This window comes from Paenibacillus sp. 1_12, from assembly GCF_900114475.1.
Taxonomy (GTDB): Bacteria; Bacillota; Bacilli; order Paenibacillales; family NBRC-103111; genus Paenibacillus_S.
On the sequence record NZ_FOTE01000009.1, the window covers coordinates 163,771 to 188,466 of the forward strand.

At 45.8% G+C, this 24,696-nt stretch carries 23 protein-coding genes; 6 read left to right on the forward strand and 17 right to left on the reverse strand.

What is annotated here, in order from left to right; all coding sequences use genetic code 11:
- Nucleotides 1-205: 205 nt before the first annotated feature.
- The 3 genes from BM210_RS20295 to BM210_RS20305 form a co-directional block, all read right to left on the reverse strand.
- A complete protein-coding gene (locus BM210_RS20295; protein ID WP_091172761.1) occupies nucleotides 206-1,072 on the reverse strand; it encodes an SDR family oxidoreductase in 867 nt (288 codons plus the stop codon).
- A 126-nt stretch (nucleotides 1,073-1,198) separates the two neighbouring features.
- Nucleotides 1,199-1,642, reverse strand: a complete 444-nt coding sequence (locus tag BM210_RS20300) for a DUF2188 domain-containing protein (RefSeq protein ID WP_091172764.1) — start codon at nucleotides 1,640-1,642, stop codon at nucleotides 1,199-1,201.
- Between the two features lie 484 nt (nucleotides 1,643-2,126).
- Nucleotides 2,127-2,741, reverse strand: coding sequence for a nitroreductase family protein (locus tag BM210_RS20305; protein ID WP_218184953.1), 615 nt, complete (start codon nucleotides 2,739-2,741; stop codon nucleotides 2,127-2,129).
- 358 nt (nucleotides 2,742-3,099) lie between these two features.
- Between BM210_RS20305 and BM210_RS20310 the strand changes: the two genes are divergently transcribed.
- Entirely contained in the window at nucleotides 3,100-3,249 is a 150-nt protein-coding gene (locus BM210_RS20310) for an S-layer homology domain-containing protein (RefSeq protein ID WP_091172770.1), read from the forward strand.
- A gap of 374 nt (nucleotides 3,250-3,623) precedes the next feature.
- Here the strand turns inward: BM210_RS20310 and BM210_RS20315 are convergent, their stop codons facing one another.
- The 5 genes from BM210_RS20315 to BM210_RS20335 all read right to left on the reverse strand — a co-directional run bounded on the left by BM210_RS20315 (nucleotide 3,624) and on the right by BM210_RS20335 (nucleotide 9,708).
- Nucleotides 3,624-5,573, reverse strand: coding sequence for an ATP-dependent DNA helicase (locus BM210_RS20315; RefSeq protein WP_091172773.1), 1,950 nt, complete (start codon nucleotides 5,571-5,573; stop codon nucleotides 3,624-3,626).
- A 220-nt stretch (nucleotides 5,574-5,793) separates the two neighbouring features.
- Nucleotides 5,794-6,600 carry a flagellar motor protein MotB gene (locus BM210_RS20320; protein ID WP_091172777.1) on the reverse strand — a complete coding sequence of 269 codons (807 nt, stop codon included), beginning with the start codon at nucleotides 6,598-6,600 and terminating at the stop codon, nucleotides 5,794-5,796.
- Nucleotides 6,597-7,382: a flagellar motor stator protein MotA gene (gene motA, locus BM210_RS20325; RefSeq protein ID WP_091172780.1), complete on the reverse strand. Its 786-nt coding sequence runs from the start codon at nucleotides 7,380-7,382 to the stop codon at nucleotides 6,597-6,599. Before motA ends, BM210_RS20320 begins: the two co-directional genes overlap by 4 nt.
- A gap of 311 nt (nucleotides 7,383-7,693) precedes the next feature.
- Nucleotides 7,694-8,704 (reverse strand): inositol 2-dehydrogenase, encoded by a 1,011-nt coding sequence (gene iolG, locus BM210_RS20330; RefSeq protein ID WP_091172782.1) that lies wholly within the window; start codon nucleotides 8,702-8,704, stop codon nucleotides 7,694-7,696.
- 230 nt (nucleotides 8,705-8,934) lie between these two features.
- The gene (locus tag BM210_RS20335) at nucleotides 8,935-9,708 is read right to left on the reverse strand and encodes a hypothetical protein (protein WP_091172784.1); all 774 of its coding nucleotides are present in this window, start codon (nucleotides 9,706-9,708) and stop codon (nucleotides 8,935-8,937) included.
- A gap of 340 nt (nucleotides 9,709-10,048) precedes the next feature.
- Here BM210_RS20335 and BM210_RS20340 point away from each other — a divergent pair, with 340 nt between their 5' ends.
- Nucleotides 10,049-10,933, forward strand: coding sequence for a M15 family metallopeptidase (locus BM210_RS20340; protein WP_091172787.1), 885 nt, complete (start codon nucleotides 10,049-10,051; stop codon nucleotides 10,931-10,933).
- A gap of 34 nt (nucleotides 10,934-10,967) precedes the next feature.
- Entirely contained in the window at nucleotides 10,968-11,375 is a 408-nt protein-coding gene (locus BM210_RS20345; protein ID WP_091172788.1) for a DUF6855 family protein, read from the forward strand.
- A 115-nt stretch (nucleotides 11,376-11,490) separates the two neighbouring features.
- Here BM210_RS20345 and BM210_RS20350 read toward each other — a convergent pair whose 3' ends face one another.
- On the reverse strand, nucleotides 11,491-13,041 hold the full coding sequence (locus tag BM210_RS20350; RefSeq protein ID WP_091172791.1) for an FAD-dependent oxidoreductase: 1,551 nt from the start codon (nucleotides 13,039-13,041) through the stop codon (nucleotides 11,491-11,493).
- 295 nt (nucleotides 13,042-13,336) lie between these two features.
- Complete coding sequence (locus BM210_RS20355) at nucleotides 13,337-14,545, reverse strand: MFS transporter (protein ID WP_256223866.1); 1,209 nt, start codon at nucleotides 14,543-14,545, stop codon at nucleotides 13,337-13,339.
- Nucleotides 14,546-14,955: 410 nt separating this feature from the next.
- On the opposite strand from BM210_RS20355, the gene BM210_RS20365 reads away from it, so the two are divergent.
- Together BM210_RS20365 and BM210_RS20370 are read left to right on the forward strand one after the other, a co-directional pair.
- Nucleotides 14,956-15,822, forward strand: coding sequence for a phytanoyl-CoA dioxygenase family protein (locus BM210_RS20365; protein WP_091172795.1), 867 nt, complete (start codon nucleotides 14,956-14,958; stop codon nucleotides 15,820-15,822).
- Nucleotides 15,823-16,041: 219 nt separating this feature from the next.
- A complete protein-coding gene (locus tag BM210_RS20370) occupies nucleotides 16,042-16,887 on the forward strand; it encodes an AraC family transcriptional regulator (RefSeq protein ID WP_177237917.1) in 846 nt (281 codons plus the stop codon).
- Nucleotides 16,888-17,233: 346 nt separating this feature from the next.
- On the opposite strand, the gene BM210_RS20375 is transcribed toward BM210_RS20370, so the two are convergent.
- The 7 genes from BM210_RS20375 to BM210_RS20405 all read right to left on the reverse strand — a co-directional run bounded on the left by BM210_RS20375 (nucleotide 17,234) and on the right by BM210_RS20405 (nucleotide 23,994).
- Nucleotides 17,234-17,953, reverse strand: coding sequence for a metallophosphoesterase family protein (locus tag BM210_RS20375; protein WP_371263510.1), 720 nt, complete (start codon nucleotides 17,951-17,953; stop codon nucleotides 17,234-17,236).
- Nucleotides 17,954-18,008: 55 nt separating this feature from the next.
- Nucleotides 18,009-18,995, reverse strand: a complete 987-nt coding sequence (locus tag BM210_RS20380; RefSeq protein WP_091172799.1) for a FecCD family ABC transporter permease — start codon at nucleotides 18,993-18,995, stop codon at nucleotides 18,009-18,011.
- Nucleotides 18,996-20,015, reverse strand: a complete 1,020-nt coding sequence (locus BM210_RS20385) for a FecCD family ABC transporter permease (protein ID WP_256223868.1) — start codon at nucleotides 20,013-20,015, stop codon at nucleotides 18,996-18,998. It abuts the gene before it with no gap.
- A gap of 19 nt (nucleotides 20,016-20,034) precedes the next feature.
- Nucleotides 20,035-21,042, reverse strand: a complete 1,008-nt coding sequence (locus BM210_RS20390; RefSeq protein WP_256223879.1) for an ABC transporter substrate-binding protein — start codon at nucleotides 21,040-21,042, stop codon at nucleotides 20,035-20,037.
- A gap of 173 nt (nucleotides 21,043-21,215) precedes the next feature.
- Complete coding sequence (locus BM210_RS20395; RefSeq protein ID WP_218184954.1) at nucleotides 21,216-22,883, reverse strand: AraC family transcriptional regulator; 1,668 nt, start codon at nucleotides 22,881-22,883, stop codon at nucleotides 21,216-21,218.
- Complete coding sequence (locus BM210_RS20400) at nucleotides 22,853-23,356, reverse strand: nucleotidyltransferase family protein (protein ID WP_256223880.1); 504 nt, start codon at nucleotides 23,354-23,356, stop codon at nucleotides 22,853-22,855. Before BM210_RS20400 ends, BM210_RS20395 begins: the two co-directional genes overlap by 31 nt.
- Nucleotides 23,357-23,679: 323 nt before the next feature.
- Complete coding sequence (locus BM210_RS20405) at nucleotides 23,680-23,994, reverse strand: antibiotic biosynthesis monooxygenase family protein (protein ID WP_091172808.1); 315 nt, start codon at nucleotides 23,992-23,994, stop codon at nucleotides 23,680-23,682.
- 355 nt (nucleotides 23,995-24,349) lie between these two features.
- Between BM210_RS20405 and BM210_RS20410 the strand changes: the two genes are divergently transcribed.
- Nucleotides 24,350-24,607 carry a GlsB/YeaQ/YmgE family stress response membrane protein gene (locus BM210_RS20410; RefSeq protein WP_091172809.1) on the forward strand — a complete coding sequence of 86 codons (258 nt, stop codon included), beginning with the start codon at nucleotides 24,350-24,352 and terminating at the stop codon, nucleotides 24,605-24,607.
- The last annotated feature ends 89 nt before the right edge of the window (nucleotides 24,608-24,696 follow it).

Below are 24,696 nucleotides of genomic sequence, written 5' to 3' on the forward strand. Positions count from 1 at the left end.
TCCTCAACGTATCGTTATTTTATTATTGACAGCCGCTATGTAGAACCTGCCCTATTCAGTATATGCTTCTTTGATAGCATTTAAAAGATCGAATTTGTGACGTAGTGGACGCACAAAAAGCTGAATTCCTTATCTTGGAATTCAGCCTTGATCTGTCGTTTAAAGTCGCAGCTGCGCTGCCTTATGGATGATTAAGTTAATCTTATCACCCATTAATGATATCGCCGCCGTTGACATGCAGGAATTGTCCTGACATGTAAGAGGAATCATCAGATGCCAGAAAAACATAGGAAGGTCCAAGCTCTTCTGGCTGACCCGGCCTTTTCATCGGCGTATCCCCACCAAACTGACTGACTTTGTTGGCATCAAAAGTAGAAGGAATCAGAGGCGTCCAGATTGGACCCGGTGCTACACCGTTAACCCGGATGCCCTTACTTGCCAAATTCATTGACAATGACCTGGTGAAAGCAACGATAGCGCCCTTGGTTGAGGAATAGTCAAGCAGCTGAGGGCTGCCCTTATAAGCGGTGATGGAAGCCGTATTAATAATCGCTGCACCTGATTTCAGATGAGGTAATGCCGCTTTCGTAAAATAAAAAAACGAGAAAATATTAGTGCGGAACGTTTTTTCCAGCTGCTCCTGTGTAATTTGTTCAATCGATTCCTGCGGGTGCTGTTCAGCAGCATTATTGACCAAAATGTCGAGTTTACCAAAGGTTTCAATACTTTTGCGTACAACCTCCTGACAAAAAGCTTCTTGGCCCACATCCCCCGCCATCAGCAAACAACGACGTCCTTCCTTTTCGATCAGTCTTTTGGTTTCCTCGGCATCACTGTGCTCATTCAGATAAACGATCACCACGTCTGCCCCTTCAATTGCGTAACATACAGCAGCAGCCTTGCCTATACCGCTGTCTCCGCCGGTAACAATGGCTACTTTCCCTTGCAGCTTACCGCTGCCTTTGTAATTGCGGTCTACAGAGTCCGGCTGCGGAGTCATCTGGCTCTCCAGCCCGGGCTGGCGATTTTGATGCTGGGGAGGCATCGTTTGCGTTGTTGAATTCGATGGCATTGGTATCTCTCCTATTCTTCATTAGAATGATGGCTGTAACAATTGATGATGAACATTAAACTAGCTTGTACAAAAGGTTGTACTTTTATGTGACTCATTGGTGGTTATGTTATGCGTGACTACAGGTTATGAGTAGTTATGTGAAGTTTCGACTGTACCGTCCTTACGGTGAATAATCGCGCTTGTATTCGTATCTGATGCCCACTGCTTAGCTTTCTCCACGGCTTTTGCCTTCGTTTCGGTATTTAAACGTGCATCTTGGACGCCCTCTTCCTTAACGGCCCATCCATCTCCGTCAGGTACAACATGCAGATTATGTCTGCTGTGCTCACTATGGGAAGCCGACTGGCGGGTTCTTTGCTTCGAGGATGATTCCTTCTCCTCGTGTTTTTGTCTGTGCAAGGGATGATCTTCGTTCCACTCTTCCGCCTTAGCAGTAGCAATAGCGATGGCTCTGCCTTCCTCATAGCCGTCCTCCAACAAAGCATTAGCGATCTCGACTGCCTTGCTGCGGACACGAGGCTCCAAATTTTTCATAGAAACAGGGTAATCATTCTTTTTCCATGGCATAGTAGTCCCTCCTGGAATTAGTCATTACCTTATTTACTTAGCCAATTGACCCTGAATCGAATCATACCTTGGGGACAACAAAAAAATACCCCAGCTGCCACCGCGGCACTGGGGTTCAAGTACTTATATTTTAAAAGGGGGTCATCTATAAGTATAGGCTAAGAACATTAAACCAAGATGAAGCGCATGTTTCAATTCGATTACAATATGGAGGCAAATTATATCGACATCTCCCAATATATGCCTATTTTATAGTGGTAACCTTTCTTGAAATATCAGAATGTTCAGCTTTGCTGAAAACTTATAAATTCTGATATTATAAGAAAAGCTTCTCATCGAAGTCTACTCGAGAAGATACATTCGTGTTATAGCGGTAGCCTTTCTTGAAATATCAGAATGAGTTCAGCTTCGCTGAAAACTTATTAATTCTGATATTATAAAAAAGCGCATCAGGCTTCTAATGCCCGATACGCTGCGATTTGCTCTATTTGAATATATGCAACCGCTCTTTGAGCGGCTTAAATTCTTTGTCTCCGGGAGGCGCTGTCGGTGTTCCGAAAGGCATTTGGGCTACAAGCTGCCAGTTTTCAGGCAATTTCCACTCCGTCTTAACCTTCTCGTCAATCAGCGGATTGTAATGCTGCAGATTGGCTCCAAGCCCTTCGCTTTCTAGCGCTGTCCAGATCACAAACTGATGCATGGCATTCGTATGCTGCGCCCACACGGGAAAGCGATCCTGATAAGTCACGAATGCTTCTTGCATCCCTGTAACCACATGCTGGTCTTCAAAAAACAGAATAGTTCCATATCCGTTGCGGAATCCATCCATACGCTGCTTGGTTGATGCGAACTGGTCTGCGGGAACGATGGCTTTCAAAATATCAGTCGTCAGATCCCACAGCTTGTCATGTTGGGCGGCGAATAGCACAACGACTCTCGTACTCTGGGAATTAAATGCAGAGGGCACATTCTTAACTGCTTCTTCGACAATTTCAACAATTCGGTCGTCGGAAATCGGGGATTTCTTGCTGATTGCATAAATGCTGCGTCTTTCGCGAACCGCTGTCATAAAATCTTTTGCCATAGTTAAGACCTCCATATCATATAAATGCCTGAATTCCTTAATATAGTTACCCATTTATCATTAATTTATAACTTTTCAGTTAAGCCTACGCTAGCAGCTTCGTAAAACAATTCGTGAACAAAACCTTACAAAATCCGAATATTTTCTTTAATTTGTAAGTTTTACATAAAAGAGGATGCTGTAATTCCCATATCACTAACTTGTAATTTTTAAGTCTTAAAAATAGTTCCATAGACTTGAAAAAGTAGGTCCAATATAAATCTGTATAAAGAAGACCACAGTAAAATCAGTGGATTCCTTATTTTTTTGCTGTTGTTTAGCATGTTGGTGCCCACTTGGGTATTCGGCACTACTGCTTCAGTAGAATTGAAGGATGAAGGATATTTCTGGTTCTTACGCACAAAAAGAAATAAGAAGTTTGGTAGATAACGGTATCATTAGCGACTATGAGGATGGGTCCTTCCAACCCGCTAAAGCAATGAGCCGTGCAGAGTTAGCCAAAATCATCGTGTTATCGTCGTAGAAGATACTGTCGGCCAAACAGCCGTACCCACTCTTCTTGATGATGGACTACATTCAGACTTCGTCAGAGGACAGGCGGTGCCAGTTGCTATTGTACTCTGAATAACGATTCGAGGCTGTACACCAGCTCAACAGTAACTGCTGCTTCAGACGGCACCTATTCGATATATTGGCCTGCTAGCTTTTATAAAGCTGGAGATCAATTATCTCTATGCGCAACACAGATTGGAAAAGAAACAAGCGATACGGTACACATTACGCTGCTGGTGTCCCCTTAATATTTCCACGGTAAAATAATACCAAAAAAGCGACTTATCGGTTTCAACCGAAAAGCCGCTTTTTGTGCTTTTGAAATTGCACTGTACACGCGCGCTGCTACAGCGACTCCTGCAAATGAACACCTATTGGCAGCAAACCCTCCACATGAGTCTTCAAATCCGGTTCCTCATACAGCTCCTCGCTGAGAATAGCAATAATACCATGATCCTCACGAGTACGAATCAAACGCCCCATACCCTGCTTAAGCCGCAGCAGCATATAAGGTAAATCAACCTCTTCGTATGGCATTTCGGTAGATTGGCGTTTAGCCATAAAGACCGGATCCTGCGGTGGAAAAGGCAGCGCCCATATGATTACATTGGATAAGGACGGCCCAGGAACATCAAGCCCCTCCCATAAAGTAACCGCACATAAGATACTAGTCTCCTCGCGCTGAAAAACGGAGATTAGATCACTAATTTCTCGATCCCCTTCAAAACCGAAATGCATCCTTGCAACTTCCGGATAATGAACGATTTCACGCTTAAATCGCTGAAGTGCATCTTTGGTCGGGAACAAAATCAAGGCCCTTCCCTGCGTTCGCACCAGCAGGCGGATGGCTGTCTTCATTTTTTCCGAAAATGTGCCTCTGAACGACCAACGAGGTGCAATAACCTCCATCTGTTGTGCGTAATCATACGAAGAATCCACACTAAAGGACAGGTAATGTTCAATCCCGAGACTTTTTGTTACATAATCGAAGGAGCCATTAACGGACAGTGTAGACGAAGTAAATATAATCGGCATATTGGCACTGAATACTCGTTTCTTCAGCACCTCCTTAACAGCCCGTGGCATAATCACCAAGGTCAGACCCGTAATACTTTCCGTTACCCAGCATACAAAGCTTTCTGATTGCAGGAACAAGCTCAGCGCCTTTTGCATCATGTCCAAATGCTCTTGAACAATACGCGAGTGGTATGGATTCAACGAGTACAGCTCACTTTCCAGCACCAGCTCTTCCTCGATGATCGCAAGTGATTCTCGGAACAGGCTGATCTCGTTCAGCAGCTGCTCATTCAAAAGAATCTGTCTACGGTCCGAGCCGGGGATTGCTCTGTTCTGCCGTTCTAGCAGATCAAACATCGCTTCACTGCGGTCGATCGCTTCATCAATCAGTACAGCCAACGAATGACGAATTTGTCCCTTCAGCAGCCGAACAATTAATTCTTCGAAGACGGTATGCTTGATTTTGTAGGTCAAAGCCTTTTGCGCCGCGGACTCCAGAAGATGGCCTTCATCGAACACAACGGTGCAGTGCTCTGGCAGCAGCGGCAGCTGTCCTCCGCGCTTTCTCCCCTCATAGGTCCACACATGCTCCATATAATAATCATGCGAGCAAATGATCAGATCACCAGAACGCCGAAAGTGATCGCGGGAAAGCGTTTGTCCACAGCGATGTCGCTGATCACAAACAAAGCAATCCTGAAAACTATCCCAGCTGATTTTTTCCCATTGATCGTCGTTCATCTCCGGATAATGCTTTCGATCTCCATAAGCGTGAAACGACTGCAGCGTTTCACGAAAACGGACGAACTCCGGCAAATGCTCGTACAGATCCCTGTACAACGCCACATCCTCGTGCCCAAGTCTGGCTTCATCTAGCTTCGTCAAGCACACATATTGATCAGGTGACTTGGCTAATCTGGCATCTATAGCAAGATTCAAGTAACGGGTAAGCTTAGCAATATCCCCCTCTGGCTTGACCAACTGCTCGATCAAGGATTCATCCGCACAAGCGATGATTGCCGGCTTGCGTGTATAACGCGCGTAACAAATCGCATACAACAAGTACACTAGTGTTTTGCCCGTCCCGACCCCTGCTTCTGCGAATATCGTTTGCTTTCCAGTAAAGGCACGTTCGAGCTGGAACGCCATAAAAATCTGTTCATCACGAACCTCAAAGCCGGATTCCGGCAATATATCGTATAATACATTAACTATCCATTCACAGGCCTGCTTAACGAAGGGCTGGGTGCGATCATATTGAAACGGATACATATCCATGCTGCATGTGCCTCCATCGGGACTGATTCCAGTTCACCCATAGCCCCTTTAATGAAGCTATAGTATCACATAAATGCTACAAACATTCAATAATGCCTACACGAGCTCATATAAGCATGGGCAGTATACAAAGAACCCCCCAGCTAACCGGAGGGCTGTTCCTATATGAGATGTTCTTAATAATTCCACAATCGGCCACACTACTTAGCACGTAAATAGTTTAAGGTATAAATGATTTAGTGCCAGCAGCATTAATCTGGCGAATAATGTTCACTTCCACGCGGCGGTTTTTGGCACGCCCCTCGGCCGTATTATTGGTATCGATCGGTTGATACTCTCCATATCCGATAGAACGGTAATGGGCAAGATCGATTTTGCCATTTTGCATGAGTAGCTTCATAAAATTCAATGAACGTTTGGCGCTCAAATCCCAGTTACTCTGGAAATCCTTAGTATTGATTGGAACGTTATCCGTAAAACCCGCCACTTCCACATTATATTGATTATAGCCGCTCAGCATACTCGTTATACTTTGTGCCAGTACCTGCGATTCCTGCTTGATATCGGCAGATCCAGATTGAAATAAGGCATTATCGCGGATTGTAATCTTTAACATATCCTCATTTAATTTGGTTTCCAGCTGTGAGAGAAGTCCGTTATCCTTAATATATCCGTCCAGCTTCTGTTGGAGCTCCTTCAAATCCTGCATTTCCTTATCATGCAGAGCCTTCAATTGCTGCTCTTGCTGGCTTTCCTGCTCATTCTTCTTCTTTTCGTCTTCCTTCTTCTGATCGATGTTGGGTGAAATACTCAAAGGCACAATATTCGATTGCTCAAACATGCCCGTTCCGCCGTTAAAGCCTGAGTTCAAGCCCTTCATAATTTGCTCAAACTTTTTGGAATCAATCTGACTCGAAGCGAACAAAATGATAAATAAAGCCAGCAAAAGTGTCAACAAATCGGCATAGGGGATTAGCCAAGTTTCATCGATATGCTCCTCATGATGCTCATGCCGCTTTTTTTTCATTCCGCGCCACTTCCCTCATCAAGCAGATGACGTTCACTAGTCGGAATATAGACGGACAATTTTTGCTTCATTGCAATCGTCGAAATACCTGATTGAATGGACAGCAAGCCTTCAACCATAATCAGCTTGATTTCGATTTCCTTCTTGGAAATTTGCTTCAGCTTGTTGGCCATTGGGTGATAGAGCACATATCCGGAAAAAATACCGAGCAGTGTAGCAACAAAAGCCGCGGAAATCAGATGACCCAGCTTCTCAACCTCATTCAGATTACTAAGGGCTGCAATTAGACCTACAACCGCACCAAGTACCCCGAGAGTAGGCGCATAGGTTCCTGCTTGTGTGAAGATCAGAGCACCATTACGATGACGTTCTTCCGTAGATGAGATTTCCTCCAGCAGTACATCCCTGACAAACTCGCTATCGTTACCGTCAATAATCATTCGCATACCGTTACGCAGAAACGTATCTTCAATTTGATCTACTTGTGTTTCCAATGCAAGTAAACCTTCACGACGAGTAATGGAAACCCAGTCCATAAAACGACGGATCAATTCTTTTTTTTCAATTAGTTGTTGTTGTTTGAACAAAATTTTCATAAGTTTGGGAAACTTCTTAAGCTCACTCATCTGAAAGCCAACGAATAAAGTCGCTGCTGTACCTACGAAAATGATAAGAAGTGCCGCCGGATTCAGTAGTGACATGACGCTTGCACCCTTCAGCGTCATCCCGACACCGACGGCAATGACCGCCAATACTAACCCAATAACTGTTGCTTTTTCCATATCCGATGAGCACCCCGCTGTAAATGATTTAAACTTTCTTTTCGTGCTTGTTACCTATTTTTCTACATTCCATACATTTATTCGACATCCTATGACGCGAAGCCTGCTTAAAATAATTAAATTTTATACAAATTTAAGTAAAATAAGTATTCAATTTATCCATTTTTTCAAAACACAAAAAACAGGACCACTAGGAGTGACCCCATTCATTTTGGATTGATGCATTGCGATTCCAGACTTCTCTACAATTTCCTTTTAGACACGGCTAGAATCTTACTCATAAACCTCATTAATGACATGGTTATGCTTATTTATAAGTCTGCGAGCTTGACCTCCATACCAGTTTTGAAAGCCTGTGCAGCTGCTAAGGCAATTTGAAGCGCCGATTTGCCATCTTCAACCGTGACTGACGGTGACTCACCACGAAGGCAGCAATCGATAAAATGCAGCATTTCAAGCTGATACGCATCCTTGAATCGTTCCGGAAAGGAAGGCACAATATCATGGGTACTGCCTTTGAGCGTCAAAATGCGAAGATCATGGTGCTGTAGCGATCCGATCTGAATGGTGCCTTCCGTACCAACAACCTCACCTCGGATATCATATCCGTATAAGGCATTACGACTAGCCTCTACATCACCAGCCGCACCCGATGCAAAACGTAAATAGGTAAGTGATTGATCCGAATCTTGAAGCTCCTTCATGAACGGATGCACCAGGACGGCACCATGAGCAGAGACAGCTTCTACTTCTGAGGCCATAAGAAACCTGGCTAGATCATAATCATGAATGGCCATATCGATATAGATGCCACCGCTATTGCGTATAAACTCCGCAGGCGGAGAAGACGGATCACGGGATACTGCCTTGAAATATATCGGCTTGCCAATATCTCCAGCAGCTATACGTTTCTTGGCCTCAGCATAAGCAGGATCGAAACGGCGCATAAAACCGACCTGGCATTTAACGCCATACTTCTCCACGGCATGGATCACTTCATCGGCTTCTTCCAGCTGTAGCGTCAGCGGTTTTTCCACAAAAATGGATTTACCATATTGGGCAGCTCTCTTGATCAGCTCTGCATGAGTACCTGTCGGTGTTGCAATCACTATGGCGTCAATATTCGCGTCCATCATTACCTCATCAGGATTGCTCGTCCATCTTTGGGCACCCAGCTCTCCAGCCACTTTCTCAGCCCGCTGCGAATCAGCATCCACGACACATACCAGCTCCGCGTGTTTGATTCGTCCTGCTAAATTTTCCGCATGCCAATATCCTAATCGACCTAATCCAATAACCGCACAGCGCACAGGATGCTTCATATTCAAGTTTCCTCCTCAATTCAAGTAGCTCCAGTCTTGGATGTACGATTGAAACATGATCCATTCAAATGATGAGAATGCTCCGTTTTTAGCTTTATTTTAAATGATGTCTTCTGACACGATACCCAAATTGTAGGATATTTTTGATGTTTGTCAATCTATTTTTAAGCGCTTACAATTTACTCTAGAAAGAAGGTTAATACCTCCCCTTCTCTACTTTGAAAAGCCAATCAGCTCGTATACATGTTCATCAGCAGTATATATACAATTGCGGCGATCGCGGCAGCAGCTGCTATGCTAATCAAGCCTGCCCCCATGCGCAGTCCCCTTTTCTTTCCAGTCCGCCTCACAACAAAATCGATTTTGGACGATTGCTCTCCGTGTCTCAGCCTTTGATTAATATCCTGCAGACCGTGAATATACTTTCGAGTAAGGTAAAGACCATATCCGATCTGAATTCCCCAAAAGCAAAGCATGAAAGCAAGTACAAAAGCCATCGCCATAGACACGAGAATAAAAAGTGGAATTCCCCCTACAGGCTTCAACGAATAAGACTGGGCTATTGGCTTATTCCCTGAACCAAGCACGGCCAGGTCGTCAGCCGATCCACTTAGCAGCTTTGTGCCATCGCACAGCATCGTTGTATGTTTACCGCTGCCATCACTGCTGGCATAAACAAGATACTCCCGATTCATCTCAAAGCTGTAGCCGCAGCTGGAATCACTCATAGGTGTAGACACATTCAACTCGGCTCGCGTCTCTCCCTTCCAAACGGTAGACACTGCGAAGGTCACGGTCAAAGGATCAGCCGATGAGTTAAAAAAGCCTAGGCGTGGTCCTGAGAGCTTTATAACCTTGCCAGCGAATATGGCAGACTTCCGCTCCAGCTCCTCCTGAACAGATGGCTTCTTGGCACAGGAGCATGCCTGAGAAGGCTGCGGTACGGCTATGAACGTCGCGAACACAAATAAAAGCGTGTATAAACCAATAAGTCCTCTTTTCACTGTTCTTTTCCTCCTAAGAGCTTCCTAAGGAAGCTAACATCGTAAGCATAGTCCTGGCTTCCGTAGGAAACTTGCATCGTTAGCATCATCTTGGCTTCCCGTAGAAAGCTTGAATCACGGGCTTTCGCAGATAGATTGCTTCAGAAGCTGACATGTACATCATATAGACGAGACAACATTCCATTTTGTTCCAGAAAAATCATTAATCTGTGTCAGATTAGTTACATTTTTAGACTAATGCCACAAGTTAATATACAATAGACTGAAACCTTTTCGTTCTAACTGGAGTTTAATTAATGATAGAAGTTGCTTTCCATTTTTATTCAGCAAGGAGATCCCTATGATAATTAAGCCTTTACTCACAGTATTATGCCTGACGGTAGCTTTATCTGTATTCAGTGGATGTGGCGAAGAACCCAAGACTCCGGCGGTTCAATCATCACCTGCTGCTAATACAGCCAATCAGCCTAATACGCAGAATGGTGCTCAAGCGGGTAACCTAACAGGTAATCAGACCGCTGCACAAAATGCTAACCAAACAGGCTCTCCGTCCAGCAATGCAGGTACGAGTACAAGCAGTACCGGTAAAGCCACGGACCCTGCTCCGTCCAAACCCGGTATAAAACCGGTTGCGACCAATCCGGAAAGCATCACAGTGCTCGTCAATAAACAGCAGGCACTGCCAGACAGCTACGAGCCGAAGGATTTGGTTTATCCGAATGTACCTTTTACGTTCAAAGAACAAATCGATAAACGCAAAATGCGGAAGGAAGCCGCTGCAGCTTTGGAAAACTTGTTTGAGGGCGCCAAAAAAAGCGGAATCAATTTAGCTGGCGTTTCCGCTTACAGATCCTATGCAACACAAAAAACGTTATATAACAACTATGTGAAGCAGGACGGAGAAGAAAAAGCTAAAACCTACAGCGCCGTACCCGGCCACAGCGAGCATGAGACCGGGCTTGCGATTGACGTATCGGGCAGCGATGGCAAGTGCGCCGCGCAAAATTGCTTTGCCGTTACCAAAGAAGCGAAATGGCTCGATAGCCATGCCGCTGAGTATGGATTCATCATTCGTTATCCCGACGGTAAAGAAGCCATTACTGGCTACCAATATGAACCCTGGCATTTGCGTTACGTAGGAATCCAGCTGTCTAAGGAGCTGACACAGAAAAATTTAACTTTGGAGGAGTACTTTAACGCCGTTCCTGTGCAAGCACGCAAATAGAGATTTGTACGCACCAGACCAAAGGAGAAAAGAAATGTCGATAGAAAAGGGAACCAAAGAAAATCCTTGGCAATTAAAAACGCCTCCCCAAACATCTGAATATGAAATGTACAAGGATGACAAGGATGGTAAAGCCATTTTAGTTTGCACTGTAGGTAAAACGGTTTTGCATTATGACTATCGCTGTGTTGATGACTTATATGCCATGCTCCAACAGCATGGTGACTGGATGGAACTAGGCAGTGCTGATGAGCAGAAACCAGCAAAAGAAGGAACAATTGAAGCTTGGGGTCGTTCACCAGAAAATCCAGTCGGTGGGTGGTACGGCTTAAAAAAAGGGTTACGTGGTCGATTTGGCATGTACATACCTCCTCTGTTGGAACAATTGGGACTTGCAGAGGTTGAACACCATCCAAGGAACAATCGTGTACGAGCCATATAAGGCCACGACAAATAAAATGGAGAACCGACTCAAAGTGGGCTCTCCATTTTTATTTCATCGCTTTTCTGTCAATGTTCAGTTCGTTCTTAAATTCATTCCCGTTGCTTCCTCTTCCTTATTCATCATGATTTATGGTTAGCAGAGATTGTAAGGCTGGGCCTTCAATCACCTTGCCGTTATAATCAAAACGTGAGCCATGGCAGGGACAATCCCAGGTCCTCTCCCCGTTGTTCCATTCAACCTCGCAGCCCATATGGGTACAGGTCGTATCTACCAGATGTAGCTCACCACTTGCGTCTCTATAGGCACCGGCACGTTTTCCGTTGAAGAGAACAACTGAGCCTTCATCCAGACCGAGCGTATCCACCTTCCTCGACACCGATTCCAGCTTGCCTCCGATCAAATGCTTGGCCACATCAAAATTTTCTACGATCAAGTTTTTAATTCCGGGATCTGCTTTGAACCGAGAAGGCGTATACAGCTCAGTGTATGGATTCTCTTCTCCTAAGAGCTGGTCTTTCAGCAGCAACGCAGCCGCTATGCCCGTTGTCATGCCCCATTTTTTATAGCCGGTAGCTACCCATACGTTGGAATGATTTGCTGTGATGGGACCGATATAAGGAACCTTGTCCAGCGTCAGCCAATCCTGTGCAGACCATCGGTACGGAATTTCTTGAATTCCCAAAGTCTTCTCTGCAAACTGTTCGAGTTTCTTGTAATACTCGTATGTAGCATCCCCTTGTCCGGTTTTATGCGTTTCCCCACCGATCAAAACCATCTTCTCTCCATTGATGATTACCGATCTTAAGGAGCGCTTTGGCTCGTCTACACTCAGATACATTCCACCCAGATAATCGGTAACCGGCTTCACGGCAATAATATAAGAGCGCTCGGCGTGGAGACGTGTAAAATAGAACCCGCTGCCGTCATAGAACGGATAGTGGGAGCTGGCAATGACATGCCGGCATGTAATCTGCTTGCCATCCATCGTCCATATTTTCAAACGATCTCCTTGCTCTACTTTCCCATCAATTCTGGTATGTTCGTATACTTTGCCCCCTGCTTTAACAAAACGGTCGAGCAACCCATTCACAAATTTCACGGGATGAAATTGCGCTTGTCCAGACAGCTTGAGGGCAGCACGGACCTCGATTGGAAGCGGAATGCTCTGGATCATTTCTCCAGGTATCCCCAGCTTCTCGTAAGCCTTACGCTCCAGCTCCAGTTTATTTGCCGATTCGGTGCTCTGGGCATATAGATAAGTATCCTCTTCCGACCATTCACAATCGATATGCAGCTCGGCCGCCGTACGCTGAATGAACTTCATCGCCTCGTTATTGGCTTTGTAGTATAGACGAGCTTGATCCTCACCGAAATTTGTAATTAATTCATCGTAGATAAGATCATGCTGCACGGTAATTTTGGCTGTCGTATTACCTGTTGTCCCGTGGATAATCTGATTAGCTTCGAATAAACCCACACGATGTCCTTTTTCGGCTAACAGATAGGCAAGCGTAATACCCGTTATTCCGGCGCCTACTATGGCATAATCCACATCCATATTCTCGTCAAGTGGCGGGAATGAGCTCGGAGTAGCAGAATCGATCCAATACGATTGAGAAGAATCCGGGATTTTGCTTCCGGCGGTTGGGTGATCAGCATTCATTTGATTTCACTCCTTCATTCTGCGGTTTAGGTTCTCTTTGTTCATGATTACCACGATTGACCTGACCTAAACCAGCATGTTCCTTTCTATAGAAGTGAAGTTCAATAGAAAAAGTCGCAATCTGGCATTCAGCTTGGGAAGCTGGTGGTTGAGTTCATGCAGTACACGTTACAGTAGCAAAAACCTTGATTTTAACAAAAAAAGGACAGGTCGAATGTGATAATTCGTCTGTCCTCTGATTCTAAATTCCAATATTTTAGTACATGTCGTCACAAACAGTACTAAGCAGCTGCGTTTATTTTGCTGATTCCGGCTTAATCGCAAGCAGCGCGCACAACCCACCCACTCCTGCAATAGCGGCAAAGGTATAAAACAACAAGGACTCTTTACCCAGAAGCAGAGAGGTGACCGGGGGACCAGCCGCAACGCCAATAAATCGCATGCTGCTATACAGAGAGGTAATCGTGCCGCGCTGCTTTTTGTCAATGCCCTCCGTAATTAAGGCATCCAGGCAGGGCAAAGCCGCCCCAATACCAAGTCCAGCGGCGAACAGCAAGGAGAGCAGCAGCAGCAATGCTTTGGTGGGTACGAGCCCGCAAACGATCATAGACGCAGCCACAATAACGAGACCTATGAACGTAAACCATTTCATCCGCGGCTTGTCCTCACCGACTAACTTACCGGTCACATAGGAAAATAAGCAGACGGCTGTCAGCGGAATTGCGAGCAGCAGTCCTTTTCGTATTCCATCAATCTGGTATTGCTCTTCAAGTATGGTGGACAGGTAAAAAAAAAAGCCAAACAAAAAAAACATACCGATCCCGCCAATGCCAAATATGGCATACAACCAACGACCCTTTTGCTGCAGAATTTGCTTGATTGAAGAGACAAAGCTTTTTAGAGTGACCTTCTCACTTTGTTTATTGGCGGGTACCTTAATCAGAAAAGCTACAGCCAAAATGGAGATCAGACAGAAGAAGGGAATAATCAGAAAAGGCAGAAACCACACTAGCAGAGCCAGCGCAGAGCCAAGTATGGGACTAAGCACCTTCCCGAATGTATTAGAGGTCTCTACGATCCCGAGTCCGCTTGTAACCTCCTCCTCACTTTTGAACATGTCCCCCACGAGCGGAATCACGATAGGAAAAGCGCCCGCGGCTCCAATCCCCTGCACGAATCTTCCCGCCAATATGACTGTGTAAGCTCCCATGCCACTCATTAACCAAGCACCTAGTCCGGATATACCTCCTCCGATCGCTGCGAGAATCAGGCTCGGTATTATAATTTTTTTACGCCCGAAGCGATCGGACAAATAACCGGCAATAGGAATGCATATTATCGCAATTGCTGCATACACGGTAATAATTAAACTCGATTGGACGGAGGAAATACCGAGTTTCTTCTCCATGATGGGCAGCAGGGGGATTAGCATGGAATTGGCCAGTGTCATAATAATCGGAATGGAGGCAACGGCAGCAAGTTCGAGTTTTTTCGAATGGTTCAAATGGATTCCGCCTTTTCGATTGATCTCATGTTTCCGATAGGGTCAATCGGCTTTGCTTATCTTCAAGCAAATCATCCGGAAATATACATAACCATAGGATCCGTCTGCACGTTCTTCATACTAAATAACCTTTTGATTATTTCCTATAAGAAAATCATTCAAAAGGTTACAGGTTATACAGGATTAGGGCTGTTTATCATTTGGATCGTTAATCGTTTCATTCATTCAGTATCGCCCAGAGGATGATAGCGGAGTGGTTTCGGTGCCCATCGACCATTTCCTTGTTGACTTTCGAACTGGTTTTTACATTTGTCCGTTTCAGTATAAAGATTAACAGCTTCAATGCATTCAAAGCGGACATGCGCAGGTGGTAAGATACAACTATCAAAACCAAACAAGAGGTGATCGACATGGAAACTGTACCCGCGCTTTATAATTACGCAACAGAGGACGAAGTCGCGCTCGCTGAACGCATCAATGCCACCATGTACCGCTATGACAATCCAGCCACGAATCATATTGATTCGCTTGCTAATGTAACCGAGGCCGACATTGCCGATTTCTGGCGACAAGGTTATATGGTTGTTGATAACGTTTTCACACAGGAAGAAGTCAATACGTCGCTCGAAGCGATCATGGACATTATTATGGAGCGTGTTAAGGGACCCCAGCTGCAGTTCGTCAAGCCGCGTGATCAACTGAAAAATGATTTTGAGAAGGAACTGGCGATTCGCAAAATCGAACGTTTTGTCGAGCATGATCCACGGCTGCATTACCTTGCCTATCATGAAGGCATGTTGCAACTGCTGGGTAGTTTGTTCACTGACACCCCTAAGCTTGTGCAGCAGCAGGGGATATTGAAACCGCCGTATGGAGGTGCCGAGAAGCCATGGCATCAAGATATGGCCTATGGCAATCTGACCTATGAGAAACCGGTCATTGGCGTATGGATTGCGCTAGACCCTGCCGAAGCAGACAACGGCTGTATGCACGTGATCCCGCGCTCTCATATGGAAGGTCCGGTACCCCATTATGCCGTCCGTGATTGGCAGGTGTGCGACACCAGCGTTCGAGTCGAGCAGGATGTCATTGTTCCACTTGCACCAGGAGGCGTTCTTATATTCCATGGGATGACGCTTCACGGTACTCCGCCTAACTTCTCGGAGAAACGCAGACGCTCCGTGCAATTTCATTATGCGCCTGAAGCAGCCGTTAAGATGTCTCCGAAGGAATACAAGCGCTGGTTTACGAATGAGATGACAAAAGCCGAGTGTTAAGTAGATTCTACTTCAAAGCCTCCAAAATCACACTATAGACGTGGTTTTGAAGGCTTTTTTTGATGTAATCTTAAATCGTCGCCATCTCCCTGCAGCTCGGCATTTCGTCCGGAAAGACTTGTGACGCGACCTGCTATAAGCAGCCATTTCCCCATCAATTTTGCTATAATAGATATAGAGTGATTAACAATGAACCTTGGACGGGATGGCGGAGCTTCCATGGATATCCATAAACTTCAAGCACAAATTATTTTCACCCCATCTGGCAATAGCGGTAAAGCTCGCTGTGAGGAAGGCTGGAACTGGAACCCGCCGCCTTTGCCTGATTTCGATTTATGGTATGCGCTCTCAGGAAGAGGCGAAATGCACATACAAGGACAAGCGTATCCAATTCGCAAAGGCAGCTGCTTTCTCGTTCGTCCCGGCGACAGTCCCCAGGCGACGCAGCTATCCGAAGATCGGCTGCAGGTGATTTTTATTCATTTTCAAGCTGAATACTCTAATGTGGGTGATGCGAGCCATGCATATATACCAGAACGGCATACCGTTATAACGGAAACGTATGCTTTTGAAACGATGCTGAATCGGATTATGGAGCTGGAAGAACGTCAATTCGCGTGGAAAGAATTAGAGTTTGATCTGATTATGAAACAGCTATGGTTTCAACTGCTCCGTCAACAAGCGAATGTACCGGAAACACGAATAAGGGAGGATAAACATGGACAACTGATTTCGCGAGTCGTTGCCCTTATCAAGGATGTGCCCGGTTACCGGATCACTCATCAAGAGCTGGCTGACCAAGTCAGCATGTCCCCTGAATATTTGAACAAGTTGTTTAAGCGAAATATGGGGATGTCCTTGAAGCATTACATGACCGAGGCACGGTTGGAGCGGGCGCTCCACCTGCTGCAGGAAACGTCGATGAATGTGTCTCAGGTCGCGGAGGCGCTCGGCTACGGCAACATTTATTTGTTCAGCCGACAGTTTAAAGAGCAGTTTGGCCGTCCTCCCTCCGACTTCAAGTTTAAAGGAGTCGCCTCGAAGCCGCACGGAGGAAAGGAATAATGAAGGGCTATTCATGTTTCTTCAGCTTCCAGTCCTTGTAGGCTTGAATCAAAAAACCTGACAACGACAGCACACCACCAACACCTAGAAACACGAACGTGCGGATAGAGGCAAAATGAAACTGGCCGTCACCAACCGGTCCAACCCGATTCGTTGTAAAGTAATAGTACCCTGCAATACTCGATATGACCGAACCTACTATGAGCAGCGAAGACAGAATTAGCCGAACAGCACACTTTTTCTCATTATCATCTACCTGCTTTTACTAGTATGATAGTATCGATCTTGTCCATCGTTCCCCTCTTGAACTCGTTCTCGCACAGGCAGAGACTTATTAACCGAAATTTCAGGCGAGAGCCTTGAATGTGCGGTATGTGTCGGTATCGGTAATCTCCAACCCATTCAGCTGCATGCCGAACGCACAGCCGCCGTCTACACCAATCTTGTCGCCGCCAAACCATATATCCGGCGTTCCTTGCAGATCGACCGTTTTCGTATGTCCAAATACAACAACTTGATTGACAACCGTTTTGTTTTTGTAAAAGGGTTCCTTGATATACATAAATTCTCTAGTTGGCTGCTCCCGCCAATCCACATATTTGGGGTCAAGTCCGGCATGAACAAAAATATGAGCAGCAGTCTCGTGATAATAAGGCAAGCTGTTAAGGAATGCAATATGAGCTGCATACTCATTGCGAACAAGCTGCTTGAACGCTTCGAGCTCTTCATGAATCATGGCATACTCGATGGTGTCTATATTCAAATAGCTCATCATCGTCTGTTTGCCGCCATGGTCAATAAATTTGGAGCTGATCAGATGATCGTCAGTACGGACGATATCGATGAAACGCTGATCGTGGTTTCCCCGCAAGGCGATAACCCCATCTTCCTGTACCATCTTCCTAATCTGTTCCACTACCTCTTTGCTGTGAGGACCCCGATCCACATAGTCCCCAAGCAAAATTAATTGGTCCACCTTGGGCTGGTAGTTCATCAGATCCAAAAGCTGATTAAATGGCTCGTAGCATCCATGAATATCGCTGATCACCAGTGTTCGTTGCATCATGGGTTCGCTCCTCTCATCCGACCGTCAATGTAGCCCCTGCAGGCAGCTTATATCGCTAAACCCTCTTCTTCCTGCGAAGCAGCAAATACAGGAAATACGGTGCTCCAATCAAAGATATCATAATCCCGACCGGAATTTCTACAGGAGGCATAATAATGCGTCCGACCGTATCGGCCGCGCTCACCAATACAGCCCCAAGCACGGCAGAGACCGGCAAGACGTACCGAAAATTCGAACCTACCAATAGCCGAGCCAGATGAGGGATAATCAATCCGATAAAGCCGATAGCCCCAGCGACGGCAACTACACTTGCCGCCAAAGCTACAGCAACGGCTATCAAGAACAGCCGTGCAGTTTCGATACGCATACCTAAACCGCGAACAGTCTCTTCACTTAGCAGCAAAGTGTTCAAATGGCGGCTGCTTAACAGCGCCAATATCACGCCAATGACCGTCCACGGCCATATTATTTCCACGTGCTCCCAGGAACGAGCATACAGACTTCCTTTTAGCCAGATCAGCGCCTGAGCCGCTGACGGGGCAAATTTGACGACAAGCAGCGTTATCAAAGCATGCAGACCGCCGCTAACGGCTACTCCGCAGAGGATGAGGCGTTCTGGACGAATCCCCTTTTTATAAGCTAAGCCGTACACTAACAAACTGGCACAGACAGCCCCCGTAAAAGCGAACAGCGGCAAGGAAGCAGCCGAATAATTCGGAACAGCTAAAATCATCAGCACGGTTACAAGACCACCACCCGCTGTAATCCCCATTAAATCCGGTGCTGCCAACGGATTCCGTGCGACTCCTTGCAGGATTGACCCGGACAATGACATATTGATACCGATCAGCATCGCAATGAGCAGTCGGGGCATCCGATAATCGTATACAATCCCAGTATGTGCTACAAGTTCCTCCACTAACTGCTCGAATGGAATTTCTACCGCACCAAGACGTAAAGATAATACAGCAAAGATCAGCAGGAGCAAGCAGCCCACGATCATTGTGATTATAAATCTCCGCATAGGATTCAGCTTCAGCATTTAACCCTCCTCCCTTTTGCGGCGCATCAAATACAGAAAAAACGGGGTACCCAGCAGCGCCGTAATAATGCCAACCGGTGTATCGGTAGGGTACAGTATCCACTGCCCAGCGGTGTCAGCCACCAGCAGCAGATAAGCGCCTGTTAGCGCCGAGATCGGGATTAATATGCGATAATCCGTTCCTACCCACGCCCTGACGATATGAGGTATCATCAAACCGACGAATCCTATCGGCCCGCACAAGGCTACCGCTCCCCCGACAAGCACAATAACAAGAATAAATGCCGCACGGCGCACCCAGACAATATGCTGTCCAAGCCCTCGGGCAGCATCCTCCCCGAGCACGAATATATTAAATTGATTGGCCAGAAATAGACTGGCGATCATAGCCGGAATGATGCTAATACCGCTTAACTGTACATCCGTCCAGTTCGTCCCCGACAGCTTGCCCGCCATCCAATACAAAATTTCCGACAAGCGGTCATCATGCAAAATAATAAGTCCTGTCGTTAACGCGCCCATGAACAACGAGACGGACACTCCTGCCAGCAGCAGACGTATAGCCGTGTAGCCGGAAACCTGTGACAAGCCATATACGATGCTGCCACCTACGGCTGCACCCAAGAAGGCCGCTATCAGAATCGTAATGGTTACATCCTTCAAGCCAAACCAGGCTAGGGACGCCACGACAAAAAACACAGCCCCCTGATTAATCCCCATAATCTCAGGGTCTGACAATGGATTTCGGGTTATGCCTTGCAGCAGACACCCGGCAACAGCAAGCCCGCCCCCCACAATGACTGCCAGCACGGCACGCGGCAGTCTGACATACCAAACCTTATATACCAGCAGATTGGTCGGCTCCAGACTCATCAATTCTGAGAGATTATGCCAACCCAATCCTTTGACACCTGCTGTGAGCGCAATCACGCCAACAGCCAGCATCAGGGTCATTAATCCGATACACAGAAAAGGGACAGACATTGTCCGTCCCTTCATGCTAGATTGCAGCCGATTCACAGTGAACTACCCCCTGATCTTATTTTCCACCTGCCATGGTTTGTACGGCTTGATCAAGAATAAGCTCAGCAGCTAGTGGTCCGCGTCCTTTGGACCATAGATCGCGGCTCACCTCGAGTGCTTTTTTCTCTTTAACGGCTTTTAAGTTTTTAAACAGTGGATTGTTGTCCCATTTCTTCGGCTCTCCGTATAGAAACAAGTAGTCCGGATTGTATTCGTTCAACCGCTCCAGATTGATCTTGGCAATATCCGTTTTGCTTTCTGCAGCAGACAAATCCTTTTTGCCCTCAAACAAATAATTAGTGCCTACCTCACTCAGCAGCGAACCGATGAAGGAGGTTTTGAGCCAAACGGTCGAATCATCCTCAAACGCGCCTACAACGAGCACACTTGGCTTATTCGTCAATTTTTCCTTACCGGTTTTAATTTTGCCTTCAATGCTTTTCACAACCTTGTCCGCTTGCTCCTTCTTACCCAGCACATCAGCTAGAGAAGTAAAGTTGGACAGAATCGACTGATAGCTGCCGTCGTCCAATGCAACGGTCGGAGCAATCTCTGCAAGCTGTTTTTTGATCATCTCATGACGATTCGGGCTTGCAATAATTAGATCAGGTTTTACGGATTTAATGATTTCCAGGTTGGGCTGCTTCGCCTGACCAGCATTCGCTACATTTTGCTGACTGAATTTTCCATTCAGATATTCAGGAAAACCGGAGTCGCCAATACCTACTGAAGCCACTGGCTTCACTTCAAGTGCGGTCACCATATCGATATAGGCAAAATCGAGAACGACTATTTTTTGGGGAACCTCTTTAAATTTTGTTTCTCCCCATACATGCTTGATTGTTTTTTCCGCTGAAGACGGACTCACTGCCGGGCTTGCTGCTTGATTCGTATTGGCAGAGCTGCCTGCTGCTGCTCCTGTATTCTCTTTATTTGTACCTGCTGCTGGAGTCGAACCACATCCAGACAGCGCGAATGCGCTCATAACTCCAACAATACCTACAACCAATAATGACTTTCTCATAGTAAACAAGTAGTACTCCCCCTATATAAATATCATCTGTAACAAACAAAGCTTATGCAGATAATGAATATCATTATCAACAGCATTCCGCATTGGCTCGCTATAAAATTATATCTGGGGTGCCGCAAATAATCTATGAACTATTTTGCTCAATAGCTTGGACAATTCTGACATCAAGACTTCACAAATAATCCGATTGTCGCATCAATGATCAGTTTATGACTTTGCGCCGAGTAATCGATCCACGGATAGAGATCGATCTCATAACATTGCTTTCGCTGTACCGCGGACAAATGATTCCATTCCTGACTCGCTCGCAGCTTGCTCAGCAGCTTCTGATCGGCTTTATGGGAGGATACCATCAACAATATATAGTCAGCGTTTAATTGGCTCAGCAACTCTAGCGATATCGTCCGTCTCCACTTGATCTCTTTCACTTCTGCTGGGGCATTGAGTTTCAGATCCTGATAGAGTACACTGCCGATATTCCTTTCAACTCCATATAGTCTCAGCTTCCCACATACAATTCTGAGAATGATGACCGTTGCTTCCCCTATGAGGCTTTTGAGCGTTCGGCTGACTAGAGCTGCTTGTCTGTCGTAATCTTGAAGCCACTCCTTCGCTTCCTTCCGCTTGCCCACCAGCTCCGCAATCCGATACAGCCGCTCTCGCCATGGAATATCCCAATAAGGTATAACTGCGGTCGGTGCTATCTGGAATGCATCTTTATTGTACTTGGCCCACTGGGAGTCGCACACAATGATATCCGGCTGCAGATCAATTAAGGCATCCTTGCATGCCTTTCCATCCGCAGATATTCGAGTTACCTCATCCAGCTTTCCTTCAAAAGAAGGTCCTCCCTTGGTTCCTACCCGCACCGATGCATAAGGGATCACACCGAGTGCTACCAAATCACCATTAAAGGTCCCCTTCATATTCACAATTTTCTGGCGGTGCAGCCTTACAAAATAGGCAGGTGAATAACCAGTCTCTTTCTTGAATACACGACTAAAATATGCTTCCTCACTGTACCCCAAATGCTTTGAAATCTCGGTAAGCGAGCCCTGAGAAAGCATCAGCAGCTCCTTCGCCCGTTTCATGCGCAGCTTTGTCATATAAGCGAATGGACTGATTCCCTTGAGCTTCTTGAACAAACGGGAATAATAGCTGGAACTGAAGCCTGCAAGCCGCGATAGATCATCCAGCTGTATAGACAGCATATAATTATGATTCAAGTACTCAACTGTCCGTTCCACAGCCGTCAGCTGCTGTTCATCTCCGGCTTCAATTTCAGATGCAGCCAGGTACAGCAGCTCGTGCAAAAGACAAGTTTGGCGATACTGCCTGCGGCCCTGCTCTGACTCGCTCATGCTGTCGAGAAGCTGCTCGCATAAATGGAGCAGCTTGGGCTGGCTATGAATATAGAAGTCACCATTCAATGGAAAAACCATGCCTTCCTTTCGATACAGGTGACCCTTCTCTGTCTTTCGGATGGGGGATTGGTAGCTGAAAGAGATCGTGTACATAACCAAGGGTTCTCCGGAAACAGATGCAGCCTGCACCTTCTGTCCTTTTGCCAAAAACAACAAATGCCCCGGACCCAGCCGGCTGCTATTCCCATCCCTATCGAAAATAGCAGATCCTCTATGCATAAAAACGACCTGATGCATGGAAAGGATCTCCGGTTGAAGACACCATGGTTCGGAACTGCGAAAGTGATCAACATCGGTGACACGAACGACCAGCTCATTTAATCGGGAAAAGATATCATTGGGTTCGATCATCGTGCCCTCCTTATGCAGCTTCTCCGTCATAGCCCGATAAGCGTAAGCTTCGGCCATAAGTCTTCCCATTGTTTGCTGCGCACTCTCTTTTGATAATAAGCTTCATCCTTGAACAATGGGCTTTGCCTTACTCTGCATTCAAACATATCGTCCAAGCCATGCGGGCACACGTAGGTAAGACAATTGTCTGCCGCAAGCGAAATGGCAACAGCCGTTGCCGTTTCAGGCCAATAGCTAATTGCATCCTCAACCGATTGATAGGGCTTGTCTCCATTCTGAATATGCATGCGGGCCTGATTCTTGACTGACCAGAGCTGATTTCCTGTTGCTTGTCTAAGCTGCTGCTCCAGCTTTTTCTCGATCTCTTCATCCAACTCGTCCTTATTGTAATAAATCACATCGATATCATTCAGCGGCGTTCGCGCAGAGTAACCATGTAAGTAATCCCAAATATAATTACGAACATATCCCGCGGCTATGTGCCCATGAGGCAGCTCAAGCGACCGGACGATTGATAAATCATTCATCATTTCAACATTATTAGATATTAGTTCAATAAAGATCTCATGATACTTCGACAACCAGCCTCGCTCCATTCATTTTCAAATTCATCAGCTCAATCAAAATCAATATAAAATGAACCGAAGAAACCTACAGCCCATGCGGAGAAAGTTGAACCTTCTGAAGAAACGAAGTGTTCGCCTTTGCAGACGGATTCTTACCCCCTATAGAGGTAAAAATACAAAGAAGCTGACTGCAACAGCGATTAGAAGAAGGGTCTGCTTTTGCAGTGTATTCCTACTGTCCGGATATCTGGTTCATCTTATATAATTCAATTATCAATTATTTAGGGTCAATTCGGTTCTTCATTCAAGCCGAGCGGAATATCAATATAATGCTCAACCACTGGGAATGGATCGTAGAAGTGATGCAGCAATGCCTTCCATTCTAAGTACTCCGGCGAGCTTCGAAAGCCGACGGTATGATCCTTCAGTGTTTCCCACTTGACCAGCAATATATATTTATTGTCCGTTTCCACACATTTTTGCAATTCATGGCTGATGTAGCCTCTCATTCTGGAGATAATTCGGGATGCCTTTCTAAACTCACTTTCAAATTCGTTGCTTAGACCCGGTTTTACTTGCAATATGGCCACTTCCAGAATCATGCAATCCGCTCCCTTTGTTGGATACTACCAGATGAGCCTTTTCAGGCAAACTATTTCTTAGAACTTTGGATACTCCAAAGCCGCACCACATCAACCTATTTTTTTAAATTTGTCAGCCTGTGTACTACTGTTTTATAGCCTACGTTAAGGTTCATGCTTATCCCTATAATCATATCACATTTGTGAAAATTATCGTGTGAACTACCCACAATTCCATCATATTAAACCGATTTTATGTCTCATACGATAAAATTTGCCTGACAGCTTATAGTTTCAGACCAATCTGGATAGGTTAATAAAAAACAAGCAAGTAAACAAGCAAGTCAAGCTTCACACACTAAAGGAGGAATACAATATGAGCTTCTTATGGTCATTAATTGTTGGTGGTATTATCGGTTGGTTAGCAGGTCTCATCATGGGTAGAGATATTCCAGGTGGTATCATTGGAAATATTATTGCAGGTTTCGTTGGCGCATGGCTGGGTGGTTTGCTGCTGGGAAGCTGGGGACCTGTCATGGGTGGTTTTGCTCTATTACCCGCGCTTATTGGTGCGATCGTGCTCGTATTCATTGTTAGCTTGATCATGCGTTCCATGGGACGTAAGCAGGCTTAACCTCAGTGAGTACGGTATAAACATATAACCATCGTGTTAGTAAACAGCGCCGTTAGCCAGGAATCATTTCCTGATTAACGGCGCTGTTG

Excerpts from the sequence above, each read along its gene's own strand:
- BM210_RS20295 (WP_091172761.1), bottom strand. The coding sequence starts at position 1,072 with ATGCCATCGAATTCAACAACGCAAACGATGCCTCCCCAGCATCAAAAT.
- BM210_RS20300 (WP_091172764.1), bottom strand. The coding sequence starts at position 1,642 with ATGCCATGGAAAAAGAATGATTACCCTGTTTCTATGAAAAATTTGGAG.
- BM210_RS20305 (WP_218184953.1), bottom strand. The coding sequence starts at position 2,741 with ATGGAGGTCTTAACTATGGCAAAAGATTTTATGACAGCGGTTCGCGAA.
- BM210_RS20310 (WP_091172770.1), top strand. The coding sequence starts at position 3,100 with ATGAAGGATATTTCTGGTTCTTACGCACAAAAAGAAATAAGAAGTTTG.
- BM210_RS20315 (WP_091172773.1), bottom strand. The coding sequence starts at position 5,573 with ATGGATATGTATCCGTTTCAATATGATCGCACCCAGCCCTTCGTTAAG.
- BM210_RS20320 (WP_091172777.1), bottom strand. The coding sequence starts at position 6,600 with ATGAAAAAAAAGCGGCATGAGCATCATGAGGAGCATATCGATGAAACT.
- motA (WP_091172780.1), bottom strand. The coding sequence starts at position 7,382 with ATGGAAAAAGCAACAGTTATTGGGTTAGTATTGGCGGTCATTGCCGTC.
- iolG (WP_091172782.1), bottom strand. The coding sequence starts at position 8,704 with ATGAAGCATCCTGTGCGCTGTGCGGTTATTGGATTAGGTCGATTAGGA.
- BM210_RS20340 (WP_091172787.1), top strand. The coding sequence starts at position 10,049 with ATGATAATTAAGCCTTTACTCACAGTATTATGCCTGACGGTAGCTTTA.
- BM210_RS20345 (WP_091172788.1), top strand. The coding sequence starts at position 10,968 with ATGTCGATAGAAAAGGGAACCAAAGAAAATCCTTGGCAATTAAAAACG.
- BM210_RS20350 (WP_091172791.1), bottom strand. The coding sequence starts at position 13,041 with ATGAATGCTGATCACCCAACCGCCGGAAGCAAAATCCCGGATTCTTCT.
- BM210_RS20365 (WP_091172795.1), top strand. The coding sequence starts at position 14,956 with ATGGAAACTGTACCCGCGCTTTATAATTACGCAACAGAGGACGAAGTC.
- BM210_RS20370 (WP_177237917.1), top strand. The coding sequence starts at position 16,042 with ATGGATATCCATAAACTTCAAGCACAAATTATTTTCACCCCATCTGGC.
- BM210_RS20375 (WP_371263510.1), bottom strand. The coding sequence starts at position 17,953 with ATGATGCAACGAACACTGGTGATCAGCGATATTCATGGATGCTACGAG.
- BM210_RS20380 (WP_091172799.1), bottom strand. The coding sequence starts at position 18,995 with ATGCTGAAGCTGAATCCTATGCGGAGATTTATAATCACAATGATCGTG.
- BM210_RS20390 (WP_256223879.1), bottom strand. The coding sequence starts at position 21,042 with ATGAGAAAGTCATTATTGGTTGTAGGTATTGTTGGAGTTATGAGCGCA.
- BM210_RS20395 (WP_218184954.1), bottom strand. The coding sequence starts at position 22,883 with ATGGCCGAAGCTTACGCTTATCGGGCTATGACGGAGAAGCTGCATAAG.
- BM210_RS20400 (WP_256223880.1), bottom strand. The coding sequence starts at position 23,356 with ATGATGAATGATTTATCAATCGTCCGGTCGCTTGAGCTGCCTCATGGG.
- BM210_RS20405 (WP_091172808.1), bottom strand. The coding sequence starts at position 23,994 with ATGATTCTGGAAGTGGCCATATTGCAAGTAAAACCGGGTCTAAGCAAC.
- BM210_RS20410 (WP_091172809.1), top strand. The coding sequence starts at position 24,350 with ATGAGCTTCTTATGGTCATTAATTGTTGGTGGTATTATCGGTTGGTTA.